The sequence below is a fragment of the Sphingomonas sp. Leaf34 genome (assembly GCF_001421805.1).
In the GTDB taxonomy this organism is placed as follows: Bacteria; Pseudomonadota; Alphaproteobacteria; order Sphingomonadales; family Sphingomonadaceae; genus Sphingomonas.
In genome coordinates, this window is record NZ_LMLC01000001.1 from 1,094,750 (window position 1) to 1,115,294 (window position 20,545).

The 20,545-nt window shown below is 66.5% G+C and carries 26 protein-coding genes; 11 read left to right on the forward strand and 15 right to left on the reverse strand.

Annotation, left to right across the window (positions count from 1 at the left end; genetic code table 11):
• Positions 1-21 precede the first annotated feature (21 nt).
• Both ASF00_RS04990 and ASF00_RS04995 read right to left on the reverse strand, forming a co-directional pair.
• Positions 22-456 (reverse strand): YcgN family cysteine cluster protein, encoded by a 435-nt coding sequence (locus ASF00_RS04990; protein ID WP_055874881.1) that lies wholly within the window; start codon positions 454-456, stop codon positions 22-24.
• Entirely contained in the window at positions 453-1,034 is a 582-nt protein-coding gene (locus ASF00_RS04995) for an SCO family protein (RefSeq protein WP_055875466.1), read from the reverse strand. The genes ASF00_RS04990 and ASF00_RS04995 overlap by 4 nt, the downstream gene beginning before the upstream one ends.
• A gap of 79 nt (positions 1,035-1,113) precedes the next feature.
• Between ASF00_RS04995 and ASF00_RS05000 the strand changes: the two genes are divergently transcribed.
• Entirely contained in the window at positions 1,114-1,722 is a 609-nt protein-coding gene (locus ASF00_RS05000) for an ankyrin repeat domain-containing protein (protein ID WP_055874884.1), read from the forward strand.
• Positions 1,723-1,857: 135 nt separating this feature from the next.
• Here ASF00_RS05000 and ASF00_RS05005 read toward each other — a convergent pair whose 3' ends face one another.
• From ASF00_RS05005 to ASF00_RS05055, 11 genes are all read right to left on the reverse strand, one after another.
• The gene (locus ASF00_RS05005; RefSeq protein WP_055875469.1) at positions 1,858-2,367 is read right to left on the reverse strand and encodes an MmcB family DNA repair protein; all 510 of its coding nucleotides are present in this window, start codon (positions 2,365-2,367) and stop codon (positions 1,858-1,860) included.
• A 93-nt stretch (positions 2,368-2,460) separates the two neighbouring features.
• Positions 2,461-3,108: a cell wall hydrolase gene (locus ASF00_RS05010; protein WP_055874887.1), complete on the reverse strand. Its 648-nt coding sequence runs from the start codon at positions 3,106-3,108 to the stop codon at positions 2,461-2,463.
• Between the two features lie 153 nt (positions 3,109-3,261).
• Positions 3,262-3,588, reverse strand: coding sequence for a DUF1491 family protein (locus ASF00_RS05015; RefSeq protein WP_055874890.1), 327 nt, complete (start codon positions 3,586-3,588; stop codon positions 3,262-3,264).
• Positions 3,585-4,046 carry a PaaI family thioesterase gene (locus ASF00_RS05020; protein ID WP_055874893.1) on the reverse strand — a complete coding sequence of 154 codons (462 nt, stop codon included), beginning with the start codon at positions 4,044-4,046 and terminating at the stop codon, positions 3,585-3,587. Before ASF00_RS05020 ends, ASF00_RS05015 begins: the two co-directional genes overlap by 4 nt.
• Positions 4,036-4,503, reverse strand: a complete 468-nt coding sequence (locus ASF00_RS05025; protein ID WP_055875472.1) for a PTS sugar transporter subunit IIA — start codon at positions 4,501-4,503, stop codon at positions 4,036-4,038. Before ASF00_RS05025 ends, ASF00_RS05020 begins: the two co-directional genes overlap by 11 nt.
• 102 nt (positions 4,504-4,605) lie before the next feature.
• The gene (hpf, locus tag ASF00_RS05030) at positions 4,606-5,205 is read right to left on the reverse strand and encodes a ribosome hibernation-promoting factor, HPF/YfiA family (protein ID WP_055874897.1); all 600 of its coding nucleotides are present in this window, start codon (positions 5,203-5,205) and stop codon (positions 4,606-4,608) included.
• A 61-nt stretch (positions 5,206-5,266) separates the two neighbouring features.
• On the reverse strand, positions 5,267-5,959 hold the full coding sequence (gene dnaQ / locus ASF00_RS05035; protein ID WP_055875475.1) for a DNA polymerase III subunit epsilon: 693 nt from the start codon (positions 5,957-5,959) through the stop codon (positions 5,267-5,269).
• A gap of 15 nt (positions 5,960-5,974) precedes the next feature.
• Positions 5,975-6,550, reverse strand: a complete 576-nt coding sequence (gene coaE, locus ASF00_RS05040; protein ID WP_055874902.1) for a dephospho-CoA kinase — start codon at positions 6,548-6,550, stop codon at positions 5,975-5,977.
• The gene (locus tag ASF00_RS05045; RefSeq protein ID WP_055874906.1) at positions 6,547-7,359 is read right to left on the reverse strand and encodes a shikimate dehydrogenase family protein; all 813 of its coding nucleotides are present in this window, start codon (positions 7,357-7,359) and stop codon (positions 6,547-6,549) included. The genes coaE and ASF00_RS05045 overlap by 4 nt, the downstream gene beginning before the upstream one ends.
• A 226-nt stretch (positions 7,360-7,585) precedes the next feature.
• Positions 7,586-8,176, reverse strand: coding sequence for a Maf family protein (locus tag ASF00_RS05050; RefSeq protein WP_082463217.1), 591 nt, complete (start codon positions 8,174-8,176; stop codon positions 7,586-7,588).
• On the reverse strand, positions 8,173-9,006 hold the full coding sequence (locus ASF00_RS05055) for a pyruvate, water dikinase regulatory protein (protein WP_055875481.1): 834 nt from the start codon (positions 9,004-9,006) through the stop codon (positions 8,173-8,175). The genes ASF00_RS05050 and ASF00_RS05055 overlap by 4 nt, the downstream gene beginning before the upstream one ends.
• Before the next feature lie 328 nt (positions 9,007-9,334).
• On the opposite strand from ASF00_RS05055, the gene hemE reads away from it, so the two are divergent.
• The 4 genes from hemE (at position 9,335) to ASF00_RS05075 (ending at position 13,364) form a co-directional block, all read left to right on the forward strand.
• Positions 9,335-10,384, forward strand: a complete 1,050-nt coding sequence (gene hemE, locus ASF00_RS05060) for a uroporphyrinogen decarboxylase (protein ID WP_055874908.1) — start codon at positions 9,335-9,337, stop codon at positions 10,382-10,384.
• Positions 10,381-10,842, forward strand: coding sequence for a CopD family protein (locus ASF00_RS05065; protein ID WP_055874912.1), 462 nt, complete (start codon positions 10,381-10,383; stop codon positions 10,840-10,842). The genes hemE and ASF00_RS05065 overlap by 4 nt, the downstream gene beginning before the upstream one ends.
• Positions 10,843-11,149: 307 nt before the next feature.
• Entirely contained in the window at positions 11,150-12,406 is a 1,257-nt protein-coding gene (gene rho / locus ASF00_RS05070; protein WP_055874916.1) for a transcription termination factor Rho, read from the forward strand.
• A 238-nt stretch (positions 12,407-12,644) separates the two neighbouring features.
• Positions 12,645-13,364: a TerC family protein gene (locus ASF00_RS05075; protein WP_200910230.1), complete on the forward strand. Its 720-nt coding sequence runs from the start codon at positions 12,645-12,647 to the stop codon at positions 13,362-13,364.
• Positions 13,365-13,600: 236 nt separating this feature from the next.
• Here the strand turns inward: ASF00_RS05075 and ASF00_RS05080 are convergent, their stop codons facing one another.
• Positions 13,601-14,302 (reverse strand): dienelactone hydrolase family protein, encoded by a 702-nt coding sequence (locus tag ASF00_RS05080; RefSeq protein ID WP_055874918.1) that lies wholly within the window; start codon positions 14,300-14,302, stop codon positions 13,601-13,603.
• Positions 14,299-14,772: a methylated-DNA--[protein]-cysteine S-methyltransferase gene (locus tag ASF00_RS05085; RefSeq protein ID WP_055875487.1), complete on the reverse strand. Its 474-nt coding sequence runs from the start codon at positions 14,770-14,772 to the stop codon at positions 14,299-14,301. The genes ASF00_RS05080 and ASF00_RS05085 overlap by 4 nt, the downstream gene beginning before the upstream one ends.
• Before the next feature lie 56 nt (positions 14,773-14,828).
• Between ASF00_RS05085 and ASF00_RS05090 the strand changes: the two genes are divergently transcribed.
• The 6 genes from ASF00_RS05090 to ASF00_RS05115 are packed head-to-tail and all read left to right on the forward strand — an operon-like array spanning position 14,829 to position 20,523.
• Positions 14,829-15,062 (forward strand): DUF6489 family protein, encoded by a 234-nt coding sequence (locus ASF00_RS05090; RefSeq protein ID WP_055874921.1) that lies wholly within the window; start codon positions 14,829-14,831, stop codon positions 15,060-15,062.
• A gap of 7 nt (positions 15,063-15,069) precedes the next feature.
• Complete coding sequence (gene mnmE / locus ASF00_RS05095) at positions 15,070-16,347, forward strand: tRNA uridine-5-carboxymethylaminomethyl(34) synthesis GTPase MnmE (protein WP_055874924.1); 1,278 nt, start codon at positions 15,070-15,072, stop codon at positions 16,345-16,347.
• A gap of 54 nt (positions 16,348-16,401) precedes the next feature.
• Complete coding sequence (gene mnmG, locus ASF00_RS05100) at positions 16,402-18,237, forward strand: tRNA uridine-5-carboxymethylaminomethyl(34) synthesis enzyme MnmG (RefSeq protein WP_055874927.1); 1,836 nt, start codon at positions 16,402-16,404, stop codon at positions 18,235-18,237.
• Positions 18,234-18,851 carry a 16S rRNA (guanine(527)-N(7))-methyltransferase RsmG gene (gene rsmG / locus ASF00_RS05105; protein WP_055874929.1) on the forward strand — a complete coding sequence of 206 codons (618 nt, stop codon included), beginning with the start codon at positions 18,234-18,236 and terminating at the stop codon, positions 18,849-18,851. The genes mnmG and rsmG overlap by 4 nt, the downstream gene beginning before the upstream one ends.
• Positions 18,848-19,630: a ParA family protein gene (locus tag ASF00_RS05110; RefSeq protein ID WP_055874932.1), complete on the forward strand. Its 783-nt coding sequence runs from the start codon at positions 18,848-18,850 to the stop codon at positions 19,628-19,630. Before rsmG ends, ASF00_RS05110 begins: the two co-directional genes overlap by 4 nt.
• Entirely contained in the window at positions 19,627-20,523 is an 897-nt protein-coding gene (locus ASF00_RS05115; protein WP_055874935.1) for a ParB/RepB/Spo0J family partition protein, read from the forward strand. The genes ASF00_RS05110 and ASF00_RS05115 overlap by 4 nt, the downstream gene beginning before the upstream one ends.
• Positions 20,524-20,545 lie beyond the last annotated feature (22 nt).

Genomic DNA, 20,545 nt, shown 5'->3' on the forward strand with positions numbered 1-20,545 from the left:
GATCATCAGACGCGCACCGGCTTACAGTTCGCGCTCGATCACGTGATATTCGAGCTCGCCCGCCTCGTCCTCGCTGATCGTCCAGCCGCGGACCGACTGCTTGGCGCGGTGGACCGCCTCGCGGTCGCCGCACACGAGATAATGCCATTCGGGCAATTGCTCGCCCGCCGCGCGCAACCGGTACGCGCAGGTCGAGGGCAGCCAGTCGATCCCGCGGACGTTACCCGTCGTCAGCCGTACGCATTCGGGGACATAGGCGTGGCGGTGGCGGTAATCGGAGCATTGCCCGCTGCGCCGGTCGAGCAGACGGCACGACACGTTGGTCGGCACAAGCTCGCCGGTATCCTCGTCCTCGAGCTTGTGGATGCAGCATTTGCCGCAGCCGTCGCACAAGGCCTCCCACTGGCCGCGATCGAGCTGGTCGATCGGCGTATCTTCCCAGAAGCGCGCGCTCATCGGGCCCAGCGCTTGATTTCCGTCACCACCGCGTCGGGCCCTTGTTCCTGTGGCAGCAAAGCAAGGGGCTTGCCGTCCGGGCTCATCAGATAGGCCTGGCGCGAGTGGTTTACGAGGTATCCGCCACCCGGCGACGGGTCGCCCTTGCTCGAATACACCGCGTATTCGGTCTTGATCGCCGCGATCTGCGCGTCGGTGCCGGTCAGCCCGACCATCCGTGGGTGGAACGCCGCAACGAACTGCTTGAGCACGGCGGGCGTGTCGCGCGCCGGATCTACCGTCACGAAGACGGGCACGATCTTGGCGGCAAGCGCGGGGTCACTCGTTTCGAGCTGTTTCACCGCGGCGCCGATCGCCTGGACATCCGTCGGACACACATCGGGACAGAAGGTGTAGCCGAAATACATGATCCGGTATTTGCCGGCAAAACTGCGCTCGGTGACGGTCTGCCCGTTCTGGTCGGTCAGCGTGAAGGCGCCGCCGATCCGGGCACCTTCGAGCGGCGGTTTGGCGGGGGGCGAAGACGCGGTGCACGCGGACAGCGCAAGCGCGGACAACAGGAGGAAACGCATGGTCATGATGCCGCCAGCCTTGATCTGTTCGCTAGTGCGGCGCAAGCGTTGCCCCATATCCAGGACGAACCAAGGAAGTGTCTCGATGCGTATTCGCCTGATCCTCGCCGCCACCCTCCTGACGCCGGCGCTGGCGTGCGTCGCGGCGCCCGCGTTCGCGCAGGGTCAGTCGGAGGGGTACAAGTTCCTCTCCGCGGTGCGCGATGCCAAGAACAACGACGTGCTCGAGATGCTCGGCCGGCCCGGCAGCAACATCATCAACACGCGCGACGTGACGAGCGGGGAGGGGGCGCTGCACATCGTCATCAAGCGCAGCGACGAGGTGTATCTGCGCTTCCTGCTGCAGAAGGGTGCGGATGCGAATTTGCGCGACGGGAAGGGCAACACGCCGCTGCTGCTCGCGGTGACGCTCGGACAGACCGGAATGATCCCGATCCTGACCGCGGCAGGGGCGAACCCGAACCTCGGCAATTCGGCGGGCGAGACCCCGCTGATCCGAGCGGTGCAGCGTCGCGATGTGGCCATGATCCGGACGTTGCTGACCGAAGGGGCCGATCCCGACCAGGCGGATATCATCGCGGGCATGTCGGCACGCGACTATGCCAAGCAGGACGGCCGCAACCCCGTGGTGACGAAGATCCTCGCCGACGCCCCAAAGAAGGTGAAGAAGGCGGTCTCGGGCCCTAAATTCTGATTCTTCATCCTCCCCCGCAAGGGGGAGGTGGCTGGCGCTTGCCAGACGGAGGGGGAGGCAAGCGATACATCTGCTCCGTGTCCTCCCCCTCCGTCACTTTCGGTGCCACCTCCCCCTGGCGGGGGAGGAGTCGCGTCAGAACGCCAGCCCGTCCGCATCCGGGTCCATCTGCGCGATCAACCGCCGCGCCGCGCGCCGCGCAAACGCCAGCGTGCCGCGCTTGCGGACATGCGCGGGCAAAGGGGTGGTATGCGCCTCGCGCACGATCGCAGCGTCGTAGCGGTCCGCGACGATGATCCCGGTGCGCTCGGGCAGGAACGCAGCCCCGTGCAACGGCCCGACGTCGAACCCCGCGGGTACCGCCCAGAAATAGCGATCGCAATGCGCGAGATAATCGGGCCACTTCCCGTCGCCGAGCAGATCAGCGCGCGACACCTTGATCTCGACGATGACGATCTGCCCGCGCGCATCCACCGCCATCAGGTCGGCGCGGCGGCCACCATCGAGGGGCACTTCGGTCATCGCGGCCAGATCGTGACGCAGCAGCATCCGGATCACGCCGCGCGCGACGTCGGCGGCGCACATTATGGCATCGGGGGGCGATCCCGGTTTGTCGATGCAGGAGTCCGGCGGCATGTCGAGCATGGCCCGGAAATAGAACAATCCGCGAACGAGGCAAGCTCATTCACGGATTGTGGTATCACTGGCGGCGACTAATCGCCCGAGAGTGCGACGCGCTCAGCGATAGAAGACGTGGTTGCCGATCGAGGCGACCTTGATCGCGCGAACCGAAGGACGGCGATCGGCGGTGTTGAAGTAGAGCGCCTTCTGGGCGGGGCTGTTCCACGCATCGGCGAGCGCGACCTTGGCGACTGCGATCGCGGTGCGATAGGCGGTGCCGGCGTTGATCGTGGGGATCTGGCCACCGCGGACGAAGCTGAACTGGCCACGCTGCTTGACGACGGCGCAGACGTCGGTGGGGAAACGACCCGACTTGGCGCGGTTGATGATGACTTCGGCGACGGCGAGCTGGCCGGTCAGCGGCTCGCCCTTGGATTCGAAATAGATCGCGCCGGCAAGGCACTGGAGCGCATCGTCGGCGGCGGCGCTGTCCTGCGCGGCGACGGCCTGGGCGAGCGTGTCGAATTCTTCGGCTTCGGCCGTGGCAGCGTTCTCGGCGACAGGCTCGACGGTGGCAACGGGCGTTGCGACTGGAGCGATCTGCGGAACATTCTGCGGGGAGAGGGCGTTTAGATTGGCAAGAGCAGTAAGGTTGGTCGTCGAGCGATCGATACCGGTTGCCTTGCCGGGAGCGCTGTTGCCGAGCAGACCGGCGAGAGAGAAGGTCATGACCGCGATCGTCGCAGCCCGCTGAAGAATCGTCATTCAAACTTATTCAGATGCGGTTGAACCACGGAAGCAATCGTACAAGCCGATCGTCCGAGCATCCACCCGACTGCGTAACTGATCCGGATCGCACCCGTCCCAGCACAACGCCAATCAATGTTGCAATTCCCCTCTATTGGGGGGGCTTTCGAGTCAATCGTTCAGGATCGTTTCAGCGGCGAACCGTTCCGCCGCTGCGATATCCACCTCGATGACCCACAAATCCGGGTCGCGCGCACGCCGGCGCCGCCAATAGCCATCAAGGTCGTCGGGCGGAGTCGAGTCGATCAATGCGGTGCGTCCATCGGGTCCGATTCCGCGCTCCAGCAGCCGGGGAAGGGCGGCTTTGTCGACTGCGATGACGAGGATCGCGCCCCCCTGAGCATCGCCTTTCGCCATCACCGCGCCGAATCCGCCGGCGTCGTTGACGCGGCGGAGGAGCGCGCTGACGAGCACGCCGCTGGGTAGCCGACCGCTCATGCCGGCGCACGATATCCGGGCAGGCCCGCGAGCGCGATCCGCGAGCGCATGAACGTGCCGGTCCCGCGCGCCGCCTCTTCGCCGTCCGCATCGATCAGCCGCGCATCGGCGACGAACACGCGCCGCTTGCCGCTGATCCAGCGTCCTTCGGCGATCACCGGCCCGACCTTCAGCGGACGCGTGAGCAGCAGGTTGAACGCGGTCGTCAGCAGGAAACGATCGGTGACGAGGCTGTTCGACGCGTAGAACGCCGCATCGTCGAGCATCTTGAAATAGCTCGTCCCGTGCGCGGCGCCGCCCGCATGATAATGCCGCTCGTCGATCGTGAAATGGATCCGCGCGACGCCCACCTCGGGGATTTCGAGCGAGGACTCGAAGAACCGATTGATCGGCGCCTGCGCGTAGAGCGACTCGAGCGACCGGAAATGCGCGTCTGCGCCGGCCGACTCAGGCGGCATCGCGCACTTCGTCGGCAGTGAACAGCGCGTACAGCGCATCGGGCGATCCGGCGCCGCGCAGTTTTTCGAGGAATGCCTTGTCACGCAGCCGCCGGGAAACGCGCGCGAGCGCCTTCAGGTGCACCGCGCCCGCATCGGTCGGCGACAGCAGCATGAAGACGAGGTCGACCGGCAGATCGTCGACCGCCTGAAAATCGACGGGTTGCGCCAACCGGACAAAGACACCGGTGACCTGCTCCAGCCCGTCGAGCTTGGCGTGGGGGATCGCAACGCCGCCACCAAACCCGGTCGAGCCGAGCTTTTCCCGCGCACTCAGTCGTTCGGCGACCGTCTTCGGATCGGCAGCGATCATGTCCGACGCGACCGCGGCGAGATGCTGGAACACCGCCTTCTTATTGGTGGCGATCACGCCCCTCTGCACCGCGTCGGGACGCAGCATGTCGCTGAAATCGGTCATGGTCTTCATGTGTCTCAAGCGCCCCCGCGCGTGCCCGCCTTAGCGGGTTGCGCGGGGGCGTAAAGGTACGGCCGCAAGACCTGCGCCTTTATGGACCCTTCTTTACTGCGGAGGGGAGGCCACCGCGCGCTGTGGCTCGACCCAGCCGATCGTGCCGTCGCCGCGGCGATAGACCATGTTGTGCGCGCCGGTGCCCGCATTCATGAACAGCAACGCGGCCGTATTGCGCAGATCAAGCATCATCACCGCATCGGAAACGCTCGCCTCGGGGATATCGACCCGCGTCTCGGCAATGATCAGCGGTGCGTCCGCGACATCGTCCTCCTCGATGCTCTCCTGGAACAGCGTGTAGCCGGCATTGTCGTAGCCGTTGCTCTCGGCCATCGCGACCGCTTCGCCCGCGTGGCGATCCTTCAGCCGGCGCATATAGCGGCGGAGCTGCGTCTCGATCTTGGCCGCGGCGCCATCGAATGCGGCGCGGGCGTCATAGGCTTCGGAATGCCCCTTGAGCACCAGGCCCTTCATCACGTGCGCGACGATATCGCATTTGAAACCCGCATCGTGCGGTCCCTTGCCGAACGTCACTTCCGCCGAGATGGCGCGCGCGAAATACTTGTCGGCGATACCCTGGAGTCGGTCTTCCACATGGCTGTTCAGCGCTTCGCCAGTGTCAACCTGATGACCAGAAATCCGGATATCCATTGTCGTCTCCTTAACCGCGTTACAGTCTTCGGGCGGTCCTGTTGGCTCCACCCTGCCGGCGTCATCCGGACGCCACGGCCCCCCAAATCGGATCCTTGATCCCCTTCATAAACGCCGCATGCGCCGCAAGGTCTCCCTCGCTCACCGCGAAAACACGCGGCGGGCGAACGACCCGAGGCGCCTGTGCGACGACCGGAGTCGAGGCGGTGATGGTCGTGTCGCCGAGCAGCCCTAGGCCGATCTGGCGGCCGCCCATCAGCTCGACATAGACCTGCGCGAGCAGCTGCGCGTCGAGCAGCGCACCGTGCAGCACGCGGTGGCTGCGATCGATTCCGAAGCGCGAGCACAGCGCGTCGAGCGAATGCTTGGCGCCGGGATGACGGCTGCGTGCGATCTGCAGCGTGTCGACCATCCGCTTCATGTGGATGATCTGGCGACCGCATTTGGTCAGCTCGCCGTTGAGGAACGAGAAATCGAAGCCGGCATTGTGCGCGACCATCGGCGCGTCGCCGACGAATTCGAGAAGATCCTCGACCGCATCGGCAAACCGGGGCTTGTCCGACAGGAATTGCTGGCTGAGCCCGTGGACGTTGAACGCCTCGACCGGCATGTCGCGCTCGGGATGGTAATACGCGTGGAAGGTACGACCGGTCTCGACCCGGTTGACCATCTCGACGCAGCCGATCTCGACCATGCGGTCGCCGCCTGAAAAACTGAGGCCGGTGGTTTCGGTATCGAAGACGATCTCACGCATCATGATGGTATCGGCTCAGATTCCCAAGGACGCAAGCACCGCACGGACCTGCGCGCGGGTTTCGTCGAAGCTGGTGTCGGTATGGATGACATGATGCGCGCGCGCGCGCTTCTCCGCGTCGGGGGTCTGGCGCGCGAGAATCGCGGCGAATTTCTCCGCGGTCATGCCGGGCCGCGCGAGAACGCGCGCGCGCTGGACGTCGGGCGCGGCGGACACGACGACGATCACGTCGACTCGCCGGTCGCCACCGGTTTCGAAGAGGAGAGGGACGTCGAACACGACTCGCGTGCCGGCATGCTTCGCCAGGAACGCGGCGCGCTCTTCGCCGACCGCCGGGTGGACGATCGCTTCGAGCCGCGTGATCGCGGCATCGTCGCCGAACACCGCGGCGCCGAGCTTGGCGCGGTCGACCGCGCCGTCTGCGGTCGAGCCGGGGAAGGCCGCTTCGATCGCAGGGACCAACCGGCCACCGACACCCTGCAACCGGTGTACGGTCGCATCGGCGTCGAACACCGCCACGCCTTCGTCCGCGAACATCGTCGCGACCGCCGATTTGCCCATGCCGATCGAGCCGGTCAGCCCGATGATCATTTGACCAGCAACGCCCGGAGGTTCTCGTCACGATCGCGCGGTGGTTCCACGTGGAACAATATCTCAAACGCAACCGCTGCCTGGCCGATCAGCATCTCCAGCCCGTCGACCGTTTCGAGATCGCGCGCACGTGCCGCCTTGAGCAGCGCGGTTTCGAGTGGCGCATAGACGATGTCGTAGACCAGCGAATCCGGGTCGAGCGCGCCGAGATCGATATCGAGCGGCGGTTGACCCATCATGCCGAGCACGCTGGCGTTGACGAGCAACCGCGAGGGCGGGGCGGCAGGACCGATCGGCAACGCCTGGCCCTTGAGCCCGAACGCCGACAGCAACGCCGCCCCCTTCAGCGGATTGCGGTTGAGGATCGTGACGGGGCCGACGCCCATCCGCGACAACGCGAACAGGATCGCGCGCGCCGCGCCGCCCGCGCCGATTACCGTTACCGGCTGGCCGGCGATGTCGAGATCGTCGATCGGCGCCCAAAATCCTGCCGCATCGGTGTTGGTGCCGATGCAGTCGCCCGCCTGGTTGCGGAACACGGTGTTGATCGCGCCGATCGACCCGCGGACGTCGCCGGGGTCGGAGACATGGTCGAGCGCGGCGAGCTTGTGCGGCATCGTGATGTTGCACCCGCGCCAAGCGGGATCAGCCTTGTGCGCGGCGAAATAGGCAGGGAGATCGTCGGGTGTAACGAGCTTGTGGCGATAGTCGGCGTCGATCCCGAGCGCCTCGAGCCAGAAGCCGTGGATCAGCGGCGATTTCGACTGCGCGATCGGATCGCCGATCACTTCGGCATAAGGTCGGGTCATGCAAGGCTCCGTGTGTCCCCGCGACGGCGGGGATCCAGTCTGGAAGCCGGTTTAATCTACCGCGTCGGAATTGCCATGCACCGGCCTACGATCCTCCCCCGCCAGGGGGAGGTAACGCCGAAGGCGACGGAGGGGGAGGGCACGGAACAGCGTTTCGCCTACCGCCCCCTCCGTCAGGCTGACGCCTGCCACCTCCCCCTTGCGGGGGAGGATCGGAAATTTCGTGCTACGCCGGCAACTCGCCGCGCACGCGCAGGAAATCGAGGACGTTGAGCAGCGGCATCCCCAGCACCGTGAACTGGCTGCCTTCGATCTTGGCGAACAGCTGCGCACCCGGCCCCTCGATCCGATAACAGCCGACGCAGCCGGAGATCGCCGGCCATTCCGCATCCAGATACGTCTCGATGAACGCCTCGGACAGCGGCCGGACGTGCATCTTCGCGCGCTCGACATGCCGCCAGATCGCGGTGCCGTTCTCCGCGATGACTGCCGCACTCCAGAGATCGTGGCGCTTGCCCGCCATCAGCCGGAGATGCGCCGCTGCATCCGCCCGGTCGATCGGCTTGTCGAGGATCGTGCCGTCCTCCAGCGCGACCAGCGAGTCGCTGCCCAGCACGAGATGGCCCGGCATCCGCGCCGACACCTTCAACGCTTTCAGCTCGGCCAGCGCGTCCGCGAGATCGCGCGGCGACAGGTCGCGGAGCGCCGCCTTCGCCGCATCCTCGTCGACGCCGGCGAACGTCGCGTCGAACGGCACGCCGGCCGCGGTCAGCATCGCGTGGCGCGAGGCGCTTTGCGAGGCGAGGATCAGGCTCACGCCTCGGCCTTTGCGAGGTCGTCGCTTCGCCGCTGGTTGCACAGCGCGATGATCGCCGCCGCGGTTTCCTCGATCGACCGGCGCGTGACGTCGATCACCGGCCAGCCATTGTCCGCGAACATCCGCCGCGCAAAGGCTAGCTCTCGCATCACCGCCTCCTCCTCGACATAGGAGGTATCGGGCGCCTGGTGGAGCGACAGCAATCGGTTGCGCCGCACCTGGATCAGCCGGTCGGCACTCGTCGTCAGCCCGACGATCAGCGGCCGGCGGAGCGCATAGAGAATCTTCGGCGGCGGGCTCTCGACCACGATCGGGATGTTCGCGGTCTTGTACCCACGGTTGGCGAGATAGATCGAGGTCGGCGTCTTCGACGAACGTGACACGCCCGCCAGCACGATATCGGCCTCTTCCCATTCCTCCCAGGCGATCCCGTCGTCATGCGCGATCGTCCACTGGATCGCATCGACACGCGCGAAATAGGCTGCGTCGAGGACGTGCTGGCGGCCCGGTCGCGCCTTGGCCTGCTGCCCCAGCAACCCCGAAAGCGCGTCGTTGACCGGGTCGAGCGGGGCCACCGCGGGTAGCCCCAGGGCCAGACACCGCTGCTCCAGGATCCGCCGCGTCGCGGGGTTCACCAGCGTGAACACGACCAGCCCCGGGTTCTGCGCAATCTCCTGGAGGATCCGCTCGAGATGCGCCTCGGTCCGCACCATCGGCCAGAAATGGCGGACCGTTTCGACATCATCATATTGCGCCAACGCCGCCTTCGCGATGTTCTCCAGCGTCTCACCGGTCGAATCCGACAACAAATGGAGGTGGAGCCGCATCATCGGCATTTTATCCCCAGCTGAAGGGGCGTTGCGCGTGAATCTGTGGATAACATGGGGAGAACGGCTAGCGTAACTCGTCCGCCTCGCCAAGCGACGGTGGCACCGTGGATAACAGCGATTCTATCCACACGGTCGCACACAGCGGCGCATTTCATCCACAGGCTGTGGGTAACGGGGAGCCTTGAATCGAATCAGCGCGTTTGAGGCGGTGCTCTAGGGTCAAGCTGTTGGCAATTCCGGGATCACCGCATAAGTCCCGGGTTCAACCGCCCAACCACTGCAACAACCTATTTCTTGAATCTTCTTATAGTAGAAGAAGGGTGCTCCGCTGACCGATCCGACCTCCAATTCGCCAACCTTCAAGCCACTCCTGGCGACTCTTCGCGGGGCGCGTCAGGCCGTGCCGCCGCTGTGGCTTATGCGGCAGGCGGGCCGCTACCTCCCCGAATATCGCGCGTTGCGTGCCGAGAAGGGGGGATTCCTCGCGCTGGCGACCGATCCCGACGCCGCGGCCGAGGTGACGCTCCAGCCGATCCGCCGGTTCGGGTTCGATGGCTCGATCCTGTTCTCGGACATCTTGATGATCCCCTGGGCGCTTGGCCAGGATCTGAGCTTCGGCGTGGGCGAGGGGCCGCGGCTCGAACCCGCGCTAGTCGATCATGCGCTCGATCGATTGCAGCCGGTCATGGGGCGGCTGGAGCCGGTCTACGGCACCGTCGCCAAGGTCGCCGGGGCATTGCCGCCCGAAACGACGTTCCTGGGCTTTGCAGGCTCTCCCTGGACGGTCGCGACCTATATGGTGGCGGGCAAGGGCAGCAAGGATCAGTCCGAAACGCGGCGCTTTGCCTATCGCGATCCTGAGGCGTTCGGCGCGATCATCGATGCGATCGCCGACAATACGGTCGAATATCTCGCGCGGCAGATCGAAGCGGGCGTCGATGCGGTCCAACTGTTCGACAGCTGGTCGGGAAGCCTCAGCCCTGCGCAGTTCGAACGCTGGGTGATAGCCCCGACCGCGTCGATCGTCGCGCGCCTCCATGCGCGCTGCCCCGGCGTTCCGGTGATCGGCTTTCCGAAGGGGGCAGGGGGCAAGCTCCCCGCCTATGCGCGCGAAACGGGCGTCGATGCGATCGGGCTCGACGAGACGGTCGATCCGGTCTGGGCGCATGCCTCGCTGCCGGCGGACATGCCCGTGCAGGGCAATCTCGATCCGCTCGCGTTGATCGCGGGCGGTGCGGACCTCGATATGGCGATCGACCGTATCTTCGCGGCGTTCGTCGAGCGGCCGCACGTCTTTAATCTGGGCCATGGTATCCTGCCCGACACGGCCGTGGAGCATGTCGAGCAACTCATCGCCCGCGTCAGGAGCACGACATGAGCGGTTTTCTCGGAGCGGCCTATGATTGGGTTAAGGCCGCGCACCTGATCTTCGTGATCTTCTGGATGGCCGGGCTGTTCATGCTGCCGCGCTATCTCGTTTATCACCAGGAGGCGGTGACCGCCGGCAATGTGGCCGAGGCGGCGAACTGGGTCGAGCGCGAGGGCAAGATCCGCCACATCATTCTGACGCCGGCGATGATCGTCGTCTGGGTGCTGGGGATCGCGCTGGCGCTGAACCTTGGGCTGGCGGATGGCGCGCAGGGGCTGGGGTGGCTGCACCTCAAGCTGCTGCTCGTGTTCCTGCTGACAGGCTATCATGGTTGGACGGTCGGGTATGCGAAGAAGCTCGCGGCAGGGAAGCCCACGCTGACGGGCAAGCAGCTGCGGATGCTCAACGAAATCCCCGCGCTCGCGGTGACGCTGATCGTCGTGCTGGTAATCGTAAAGCCGTTCTGACCTTCTCAATCCTCCCCCGGCAGGGGGAGGTGGCTGGCACTTGCCAGACGGAGGGGGCGGCAAGGGTAACCTCTGCTTCGTGTCCTCTCCCCGTCACCTGCGGTGACACCTCCCCCTGGCGGGGGAGGATTACTGCCCTCCCGTCTCCGCTTGACTAACGGCCCCCTCAATTCTACCTCGATCCCCAGCACGGCCTCCTGGCGTCCTGCCCGGTCGTGTGGTCCTGCCTGTTCGGCTCGCCCAGTTCCGCTTTCCAGCGCACGCGCAGACCGAACCTGTTCCCGTTGATCGCTATCCGGAAATCCCCATGCATCTCAAAGACCTGAAGAAAAAGAAGCCTGCCGAGCTGGTGAGCATGGCGGAGGAGCTCGGAGTCGAAAGCGCCTCGACGCTGCGCAAGCAGGACCTGCTGTTCGCGATCCTGAAGGTGCAGGCGGACAATGGCGACCAGATCATGGGGCTCGGCACGATCGAAGTGCTGCCCGACGGGTTCGGCTTCCTGCGCTCGCCCGAGAGCAACTATCTCGCTGGGCCGGACGACATCTACATCTCGCCGAACCAGGTGCGGAAGTTCGGCCTGCGCACCGGTGACACGGTTGAGGGCGAGATCCGCGGGCCGAAGGATGGCGAGCGCTATTTCTCGCTGGTGAAGCTGACCGCGGTCAATTTCGACGACCCCGACGTCGTGCGCCACCGCGTCAATTTCGACAATCTCACGCCGCTCTACCCCGAGAGCAAGCTGACGCTCGATCCCGCCGACCCGACCGTCAAGGACAAGTCGGCGCGCGTCATCGATATCGTTTCGCCGCAAGGCAAGGGCCAGCGCACGCTGATCGTCGCGCCGCCGCGCGTCGGCAAGACGGTCATGTTGCAGAACATGGCCAAGGCGATCACCGACAATCACCCCGAGGTGTTCCTGATCGTCCTTCTGATCGACGAGCGCCCCGAGGAAGTCACCGACATGCAGCGCAGCGTGAAGGGCGAGGTCGTCAGCTCGACGTTCGACGAACCCGCGCAGCGCCACGTGCAGGTCGCCGAGATGGTGATCGAAAAGGCCAAGCGCCTGGTCGAGCACAAGAAGGACGTGGTGATCCTGCTCGACTCGATCACGCGTCTGGGTCGTGCCTACAACACTGTCGTGCCGTCGTCGGGCAAGGTCCTGACCGGCGGTGTCGATGCGAACGCGCTGCAGCGTCCGAAGCGCTTCTTCGGTGCCGCGCGCAACATCGAGGAGGGCGGTTCGCTCTCGATCATCGCCACCGCGCTGATCGACACGGGCAGCCGCATGGACGAGGTGATCTTCGAGGAGTTCAAGGGCACCGGCAACTCGGAAATCGTGCTCGACCGCAAGGTCGCGGACAAGCGCATCTTCCCGGCGCTCGACGTCGGCAAGTCCGGCACGCGCAAGGAAGAGCTGCTGGTCGACAAGGCCAAGCTCTCCAAGATGTGGGTCCTGCGTCGCATCCTGATGCAGATGGGCACGATCGACGCGATGGAGTTCCTGCTCGACAAGATGAAGGATTCGAAGACCAACGAGAATTTCTTCGATTCCATGAATCAGTGATCGATGCGAGTCCCGCTGCACGCTGCAGCGGGACTCGCATCGATCCGGCCGGCGGGGCATAGCCCCGACCGACGACATGGGCTTTGCCCATGTCCGCCAAACGGACCGACCCAAAAAAGCGGCACGCGAGAGCAATGGCTTTCGCGTGCCGCTTTGCTATTAACCCCTTCGAAATCCGCCACCCCCGCGCACCGGCGGTGGCCCGTCACCGGGAGCTGACATCTTGAGTATCATCGCCATGCTGGCCACCGCCGCATCGGGAGTCGCCGGACCCGGCTCGCCGCTGGAGATCTGGCAGCACATCGTCGCCGACTTCTCCAACCTCGGCGATCCGAAAGCGCTGGCCGCGTTCGGATCGGTCCTGATGATCGACCTCGTCCTCGCGGGCGACAATGCGATCGTCGTCGGCGCGCTCGCCGCGGGGCTTCCCGCCGACCAGCGCAAGAAGGTCATCCTGATCGGCATCGGCGCCGCGCTCGTCCTGCGCATATTCTTCGCGCTGATTGTGACCTGGCTGATGGGTATCGTCGGGCTGATCTTCGCGGGCGGCCTGCTGCTGCTGTGGGTCAGCTGGAAGTTCTGGCGCGAAATCCGCGAGGGCGCGCAGAACGCCGGCTCGGAGGAAATCCAGGGCGACGAGCACTCCGGGATCAAGTCGTCGAAGGGCTTTGCCAGCGCCGCCTGGGCGGTCGCGGTCGCCGACGTGTCGATGAGCCTCGACAACGTCCTCGCGGTTGCGGGCGCGGCGCGCGAGCATCCGGGCATCCTCGTCATCGGCCTGTTGCTGTCGGTCGCGATGATGGGTCTGGCGGCGAACTACATCGCGCGCGTCATCAACAAGTATCGCTGGATCGCCTATATCGGCCTCGCGGTGATCCTCGTCGTCGCGGTGAAGATGATCTACGAAGGCTGGGTCGGCACTGGCGAAACGCTCGGGATCATCTCGCTGCTCGGCTGATCGCGCCGTTCTCGAAATAGCAAAAAGGCCTCGCCGGGATCGTCCGGCGAGGCCTTTTTCATGTCCGTCGCTGGCTCGTCATGCCGGGCGTTTCCCGCCCCGACACAGACCCTATCGTCATCCCCGCGCAGGCGGGGATCCATATTCCCAAAGGGCGGCGATTTTTAAGCGACGCCAGCCAGTATGGATTCCCGCCTTCGCGGGAATGACGATGGTTGAGGGGAGGGCGTGCGCCCTTAGCCCAGATGCTCCGCGAAGAACGTGGCCGTCCGCTCGTCCGCCAGCTTCGCCGACGCGTCCGACCGGCGCTCGCCGAACTCTGTCGCGAAGCCGTGATCCTCGCCCGCGTAATCGTAGATCGTGACTTTGGGGTGATCGTCGAGCCCGGCATGCATCGCCGCCTGCGCATCCTTGTCGACGAAGTGATCCTCCTCGGGAACGTGGAGCAGCACCGGATGCGCGATCGCATGCTTCTCACCGAGCAGCCCGTCGATCCCGACGCCATAATAGCCGACGCTCGCATCGACGTCGGTGCGCGCCGCGGTCATGAACGCGAGGCGTCCGCCGAGGCAGTAGCCGACCACGCCGACCTTGGTTCCGTCACCCAGTTCGGCACGCGCCGCGCGGATGCTCGCCTCGATATCGGCGATGCCCTTGTCCTGGTCGAACTGGCCCATCAGTTCGAGTGCCCGGTCGAACTCGGGCTTGATGTCGGGATCGAGCTCGATGCCGGGCTCGAGCCGCCAGAACAAGTCGGGCGCGATCGCCAGATAGCCGGCTTCGGCGAGCGTATCGCACTTGCGGCGGATCCCGGCGTTCACGCCGAAGATCTCCTGGATCACGACGATCGCGGCCTTGGGCGTGCCGGCCGGGGTCGCGCGATACGCGGTGAAGTCGCCATCGCCGGCGAGCGTCGAGATCGTGGTGGTGTTCGTCATAGCAATCCTCCTTGCGGCCGTTCGTGGTCGAGCAGCCTGGATTTCGTGATGGGGCCGTTGCCCGCGGAATACGCACCAAGCCTGCCCCCGGCTCCCAGAATTCGGTGGCAGGGGACGACGATCGGAAACGGATTGCGCGCGCACGCCTGCCCGATCGCGCGCGGGCTCGACCGGATCGCCTTGGCGAGCGCGCCGTAGCTCGCGGTCTGGCCGTAGCCGATGTCGACGATTCCCTGGCGGAGGACCGCGCCGCGGTCGGTAGGCGAGGGGGCGAGCGGCAGGTCGAACGCCGTCAGCCGCTTCGCGAAATACGCCTCGATCTGTCGCAATGCCTCGCGGATTGCAGGCGCATCGCTCGGGACGGCCTCGCCACTCGCAAGTATCGCAATCGAGTCGATTAGGTCCGCGGTACCGGTCACGCGGACCAGCCCGATTGGCGTTGCGATCGAGGCGGCATCGCGCGCATACATGGCCTTGCTATGCAGCGCCCCGATCGGCCGCTCAAGCGTCATCGGGGGTGCCGCACATGAAGATGAATATCGAGATCGAATGTACCCCGGAAGAGGCGCGCCGCGCGGTCGGCCTACCCGATCTGACGCCGATCCATGATCGCTATGTCGCGATGATGATGGACGCGATTCCCGACGGCCAGATGAAGCCCGAGATGCTCGAATCGATGATGCGCGGGTGGCAGCCGATGGGCGAGGCGGGGATGGCGATGTGGAAACGCCTGTTCGACACCGCGACGAAAAGCAGCTGAGTTTCCCGTGAAAACGATCTTCGCGGTATCGAGCGGGCGCCCGCCAGCGGCGATCGCCGTCGTCCGGGTGAGCGGGCCGCACGCGTTCGCAGCAGCGCTGGCGCTGGCAGGGCCGCTGCCCGCGCCGCGTCATGCGAGCCTGCGGGGCTTGCGCGATGCGGACGGCGCGTTGCTCGACCGCGCGCTGGTCATCGTCTTCCCCGGCCCCAACACCGCGACCGGCGAGGATCTCGTCGAGCTCCACTGCCACGGCGGTCGCGCGGTGATCGCCGCGGTCGAGCAGGCCTTGTCCGCGGTTGCCGGGCTTCGTCCCGCCGAGCCTGGTGAGTTCACCCGCCGCGCGCTGACCAACGGTCGCATCGACCTCACCGAAGCCGAGGGCCTCGCTGACCTGCTCGAAGCCGAAACCGAGGGGCAGCGCGTCGCGGCAATGACCGCGGCGGAAGGGCGGGTAAGCCAAGCGGTGCGCGGCTGGATGGACTCGGTCGCGATGCTGTCCGCGCGGATTGAGGCGATACTCGACTTTGCCGACGAGGACGACGTCGCCAGCGACGGCGCGGCGTTCGACGCGATCGTCGCCGGGGTGGATGCGCTTGCCGACGAGATCGAAGCGGTGGTCGCCGCACCGCCGGTCGAGCGGCTCAAGGACGGCCTGCGTGTCGTGATCGGCGGCCCGCCCAACAGCGGCAAGTCGACATTGCTCAATCTGCTCGGCGAGCGCGATGCGGCGATCGTCTCGCCGATCTCGGGGACGACGCGCGACCGGATCGAACTGCCCGTGACGCGCGACGGCGTCGCCTATGTGCTGACCGATACCGCGGGGCTGATCGACACGCAGGATCCGATCGAGGCGATCGGCGTGACGCGTGCCGAGGATGCGCTGGCCGCTGCGGACATTGTCCTCTGGCTGGCCGACACGCCACCGCCGCGCGCCGACGCGATCTGGATCCACGCGCGCGCCGACCTGCCGGGGCGGGGCGAGATCCCGGCGGGCCGCGCGCTCGCCATCGCGCAGACCGATCGCGGGTCGCTCGATCGGCTATGGGCGGCCTTGCATACGCGCGCGGCGGCGATGCTCCCGCGCAGCGACGCGATCGCGCTCAAGGCGAAACAGCGGCGGCAATGCGGTCTCGCCGTCGACGCGCTGCGCTACCCCGGCTTGGATGCGCTCATCGTCGCCGAGCACCTCCGCGAGGCCCGCGCGATCCTCGCTGGCGTTCTCGGCCTCGACGCGACGGGGGAGATGCTCGACGCGCTGTTCGGGCGTTTCTGCATCGGTAAGTGATGTTCCACGTGGAACATCTTTGACGCGCTCCCTGCGCCGTTCTAGGGCGGTGGCATGTTCGATGTAGTGGTGGTTGGCGGTGGCCATGCCGGAACCGAAGCCGCAGCCGCGGCGGCGCGCAGGGGCGCGCGCACCGCGCTCGTGTCATTCGACGCGCGGCATATTGGCGCCATGTCCTGCAATCCTGCGATCGGCGGCCTCGGCAAAGGGCATATGGTTCGCGAAGTCGACGCGTTCGACGGATTGATCGGACGCGCCGCAGACGCCGCCGCGATCCACTACCGCATGCTCAATCGCAGCAAGGGATCGGCCGTCCAGGGGCCGCGCATCCAGGCCGATCGCCGGCTATATTCGCAGGCGATCCAGACGATGCTGGCGGCGACCGCGGGGCTGTCGATCGTCGAAGGCGAGGCGACCGCGCTCCATTTCGAGGGCGACCGCATGGCGGGTGTCGTGCTGGCGGACGGTGCCATCGTAAAGGCGCGCGCGGTCGTGCTGGCGACGGGCACGTTCCTAGGCGGCCGCATCTTCCGCGGCGACGATCGCGAAGAGGGCGGTCGCATCGGCGAGCGCGCGGCCAAGCCGCTGGCCGATCAGCTGCGGGCTCGCGACCTGCCGATGGCGCGGCTGAAGACGGGGACACCGCCCCGGCTCGACGGTCGCACGATCGACTGGGGCGCGCTTGCCGAGCAGCCCTCCGACCTCGATCCCTGGACGATGTCGCCGATGACCCGCGCGCGTCCGCTCCCGCAGATCGCCTGTGCCATCACGCGCACGACCGACCGAACCCACGCGATCATCCGCGAGGCGTTCCACCGCTCGCCGCTGTTCACCGGTGCGATCGAGGCAGCGGGCCCGCGCTATTGCCCCTCGATCGAGGACAAGGTCCACCGCTTCGGCGACCGCGACGGGCACCAGGTCTTCCTCGAACCCGAGGGGCTCGACGACGCGACGGTCTATCCGAACGGGCTGTCGACGTCGCTCCCGGTCGAGGTCCAGGCTGCGATGCTGGCGAGCATCCCCGGTCTCGAACGCGTGCAGATGACAATGCCGGGCTATGCGGTCGAGTATGACCATATCGATCCGCGCGCGCTCGACACCCGGCTGGCGCTCGGTGCGATCGACGGCGTGTTCTGCGCAGGCCAGATCAACGGCACGACGGGGTATGAGGAAGCGGCAGGCCAGGGGCTCGTCGCCGGGCTCAACGCCGCGGCCTATGCGTGCGACTTGGCGCCGGTGATCCTCGATCGCGCGTCGAGTTATCTGGGCGTCATGATCGACGACCTCACGTTGCAGGGCGTGACCGAGCCCTATCGGATGCTCACCGCGCGCGCCGAGTTCCGCCTGTCGCTGCGGGCAGACAATGCCGAGACGCGGCTTGGGGCGATCGCAGAAGCGGCAGGGTGCCTTGGAGCCGAGCGTCTCACGCACCAGCACGCGCTGGCCGGGCATCGCGCCCGCTTCCGATCCTCGCTCGACTGCGAACGCACCGCGACCCATGTCGCCGACCAGGGGGCGGGGATCGGCCGTGACGGCGCGCGGCGGACGGCGTTCGACTGGCTCCGGTTCGACGGCGTGACGCTCGCGCACGTCGCGCCGGATGCCGCCACTGCCATTCCGACCGCGGTCGTTGACGAAGTCTTAGAGGACGCCCGCTACGCGCCGTATATCGAACGGCAGGCGCAGGAGGTCGCGCGGCTGCGCGCCGACGAGGCGATCCGCCTCCCCGAGGATCTGGCCTATGACCGCATACCCGGCCTGTCGAACGAGATGATCGATCGCCTGAGCGCCGCCCGCCCGACCTCGCTGGCCGCCGCAGCCCGCGTCCGCGGCATCACGCCCGCCGCGCTGTCAGCGGTCTTATTGCATACGAAACGAGTGCCAGCATGACCGAAGACGCAAAGACTTGGGTCACCGACCGGTTCGGCCCCGAGGCGACCGAGCGACTGGCGGCGTTCGTCGACATGGTCGTCGCGGAGGCGCCGCACCAGAATCTGATCGCGCCGTCGACGATCCCGACGATCTGGGATCGCCACGTCGTCGACTCGCTCCAGCTCGTCGCGCTCGCGGGCGCCGACACGGGTGCAAAACGCTGGCTCGATATCGGCACCGGCGGGGGCTTTCCCGGCATGGTCGTCGCGCTCGTACGCGAAGGCCCGGTCGATCTCGTCGAGCCGCGCCGTCGCCGGGCCGACTTCCTCCAGCTCTGCATCGCCCGTCTCGGGCTCGGCGGGCAGGTCCGCGTCCACGCGTCGAAGGTCGAGAATGCGACCGCCGACGCCGCGATCATTTCGGCGCGCGCGGTTGCGTCGCTGCAAAACCTTTTGCGTGGCGCCGCGCACTGCGCCACAAAGGAGACGCGGTGGCTGCTTCCTCGGGGGCGTCTCGATGAGGAAGAGCTGGCCGCGCTCAAACAGCATTGGCGGTTTATGTTCCACGTGGAACAAAGCGTCACGAACCCGGAGTCGTCTATCGTGGTTCTGGATACGGTGAGCGCGCGATGATCACCATCGCGGTCGCCAATCAAAAGGGTGGAGTCGGCAAGACCACCAGCGCCATCAATCTCGCGACCGCGTTGGCGGCGACGGGCATGCGCGTGCTGCTGGTCGATCTCGATCCGCAGGGCAACGCATCGACCGGACTCGGCATCGGTCACTCCCAGCGCGAACGCTCGAGCTACGACGTCCTCGTCGGCGAGACCTCGATCGAAGAGGCGGTGGTGCATACCCGCGTACCGCGGCTCGATATCGTCCCGGCAACGGTCGACCTGTCGGGAGCCGAGATCGAGCTGGTCGATTTCGATGCGCGCACGCACCGGCTCGATCGCGCGGTGAAGGCGGCGCAGGGGCCATGGGACATCGCGCTGATCGATTGCCCGCCGTCGCTCGGCTTGCTGACGATCAACGCGATGGTCGCGGCGGATTCGTTGCTTGTGCCGTTGCAGTGCGAGTTCTTCGCGCTCGAGGGGTTGTCGCAGTTGTTGAGCACGGTCGAGAGGATCCGCCAGCGGTTCAATCCGGGCCTGTCGATCCTGGGCGTTGCGCTGACGATGTTCGATCGGCGCAACCGGCTGACCGACCAGGTCTCGGCCGACGTCCGTGCTGTCTTGGGGAAAGTGGTGTTCGAAACGGTGATCCCGCGTAACGTGCGGCTGTCGGAGGCGCCAAGTCACGGGCTGCCCGCGCTGATCTACGATCACCGCTGCTCGGGTTCGCAGGCGTATATCGCCCTTGCGCGTGAGCTGATCGGTCGATTGCCCGCTACCGCGCAGGCCGCGGCATGAGCGAGAACAAGCGCGGCCGCCCGGGGCTGGGCAGGGGCCTCAACGCGCTGCTCGGCGAGATGGCACGCGAGGCACCGGTGTCGGCCGATGGGGCGTCAGCGCTGCAATCGTCGGGCGTCCGGATGCTCCCGGTCAGTTCGCTGTCGCCGCATCCCGACCAGCCACGTCGGCATTTCGACGAGGCGATGCTCGACGAACTTGCGGCGTCGATCGCGTCGCGCGGGCTGATCCAGCCGATCGTCGTCCGGCCCCACGGGCATGATTTCCAGATCGTCGCGGGCGAGCGGCGCTGGCGTGCGGCGCAGCGCGCGCGGCTGCACGAGGTGCCGGTGGTCGTCCGCGACTTCGACGACGCCGAGACGCTCGAAATCGCGCTGATCGAGAACATTCAGCGCGAGGATCTCAACGCGATCGAAGAGGCGCAGGCCTATCAGCGGCTGGCCGGCGAATATGGCCACACGCAGGAGGTGCTCGCCAAGATCGTCCACAAGTCGCGCAGCCATGTCGCGAACCTGCTGCGCCTGCTCGAACTGCCCGCGCAGGTCCAGTCGCAGGTGGTCGATGGATCGCTGTCGATGGGCCATGCGCGCGCGTTGCTCGGATCGCCCGACGTCGAGACGCTCGCGGATCAGGTGGTCGCGCGCGGGCTGTCGGTGCGCGAGACGGAGAAGCTGGCGCGCGACGCAAAGCCTGGCCGAAACCGCAGCGGCAAGCCGGCCGAGGCGCGGATCCCCGATGCGGACATCGCGGCGCTGGAGCGGCAACTGGCGGACCTTCTGGGGTTGCAGGTGCGCGTCGCGCATACCGAGACCGGCGGCACGCTGACGCTCAGTTACTCGACGCTCGATCAACTCGACATGGTGTGTCAGCGGCTGACGGGCGGGGCGATCTGATCTCGACCCCGCTCCGTTCGTG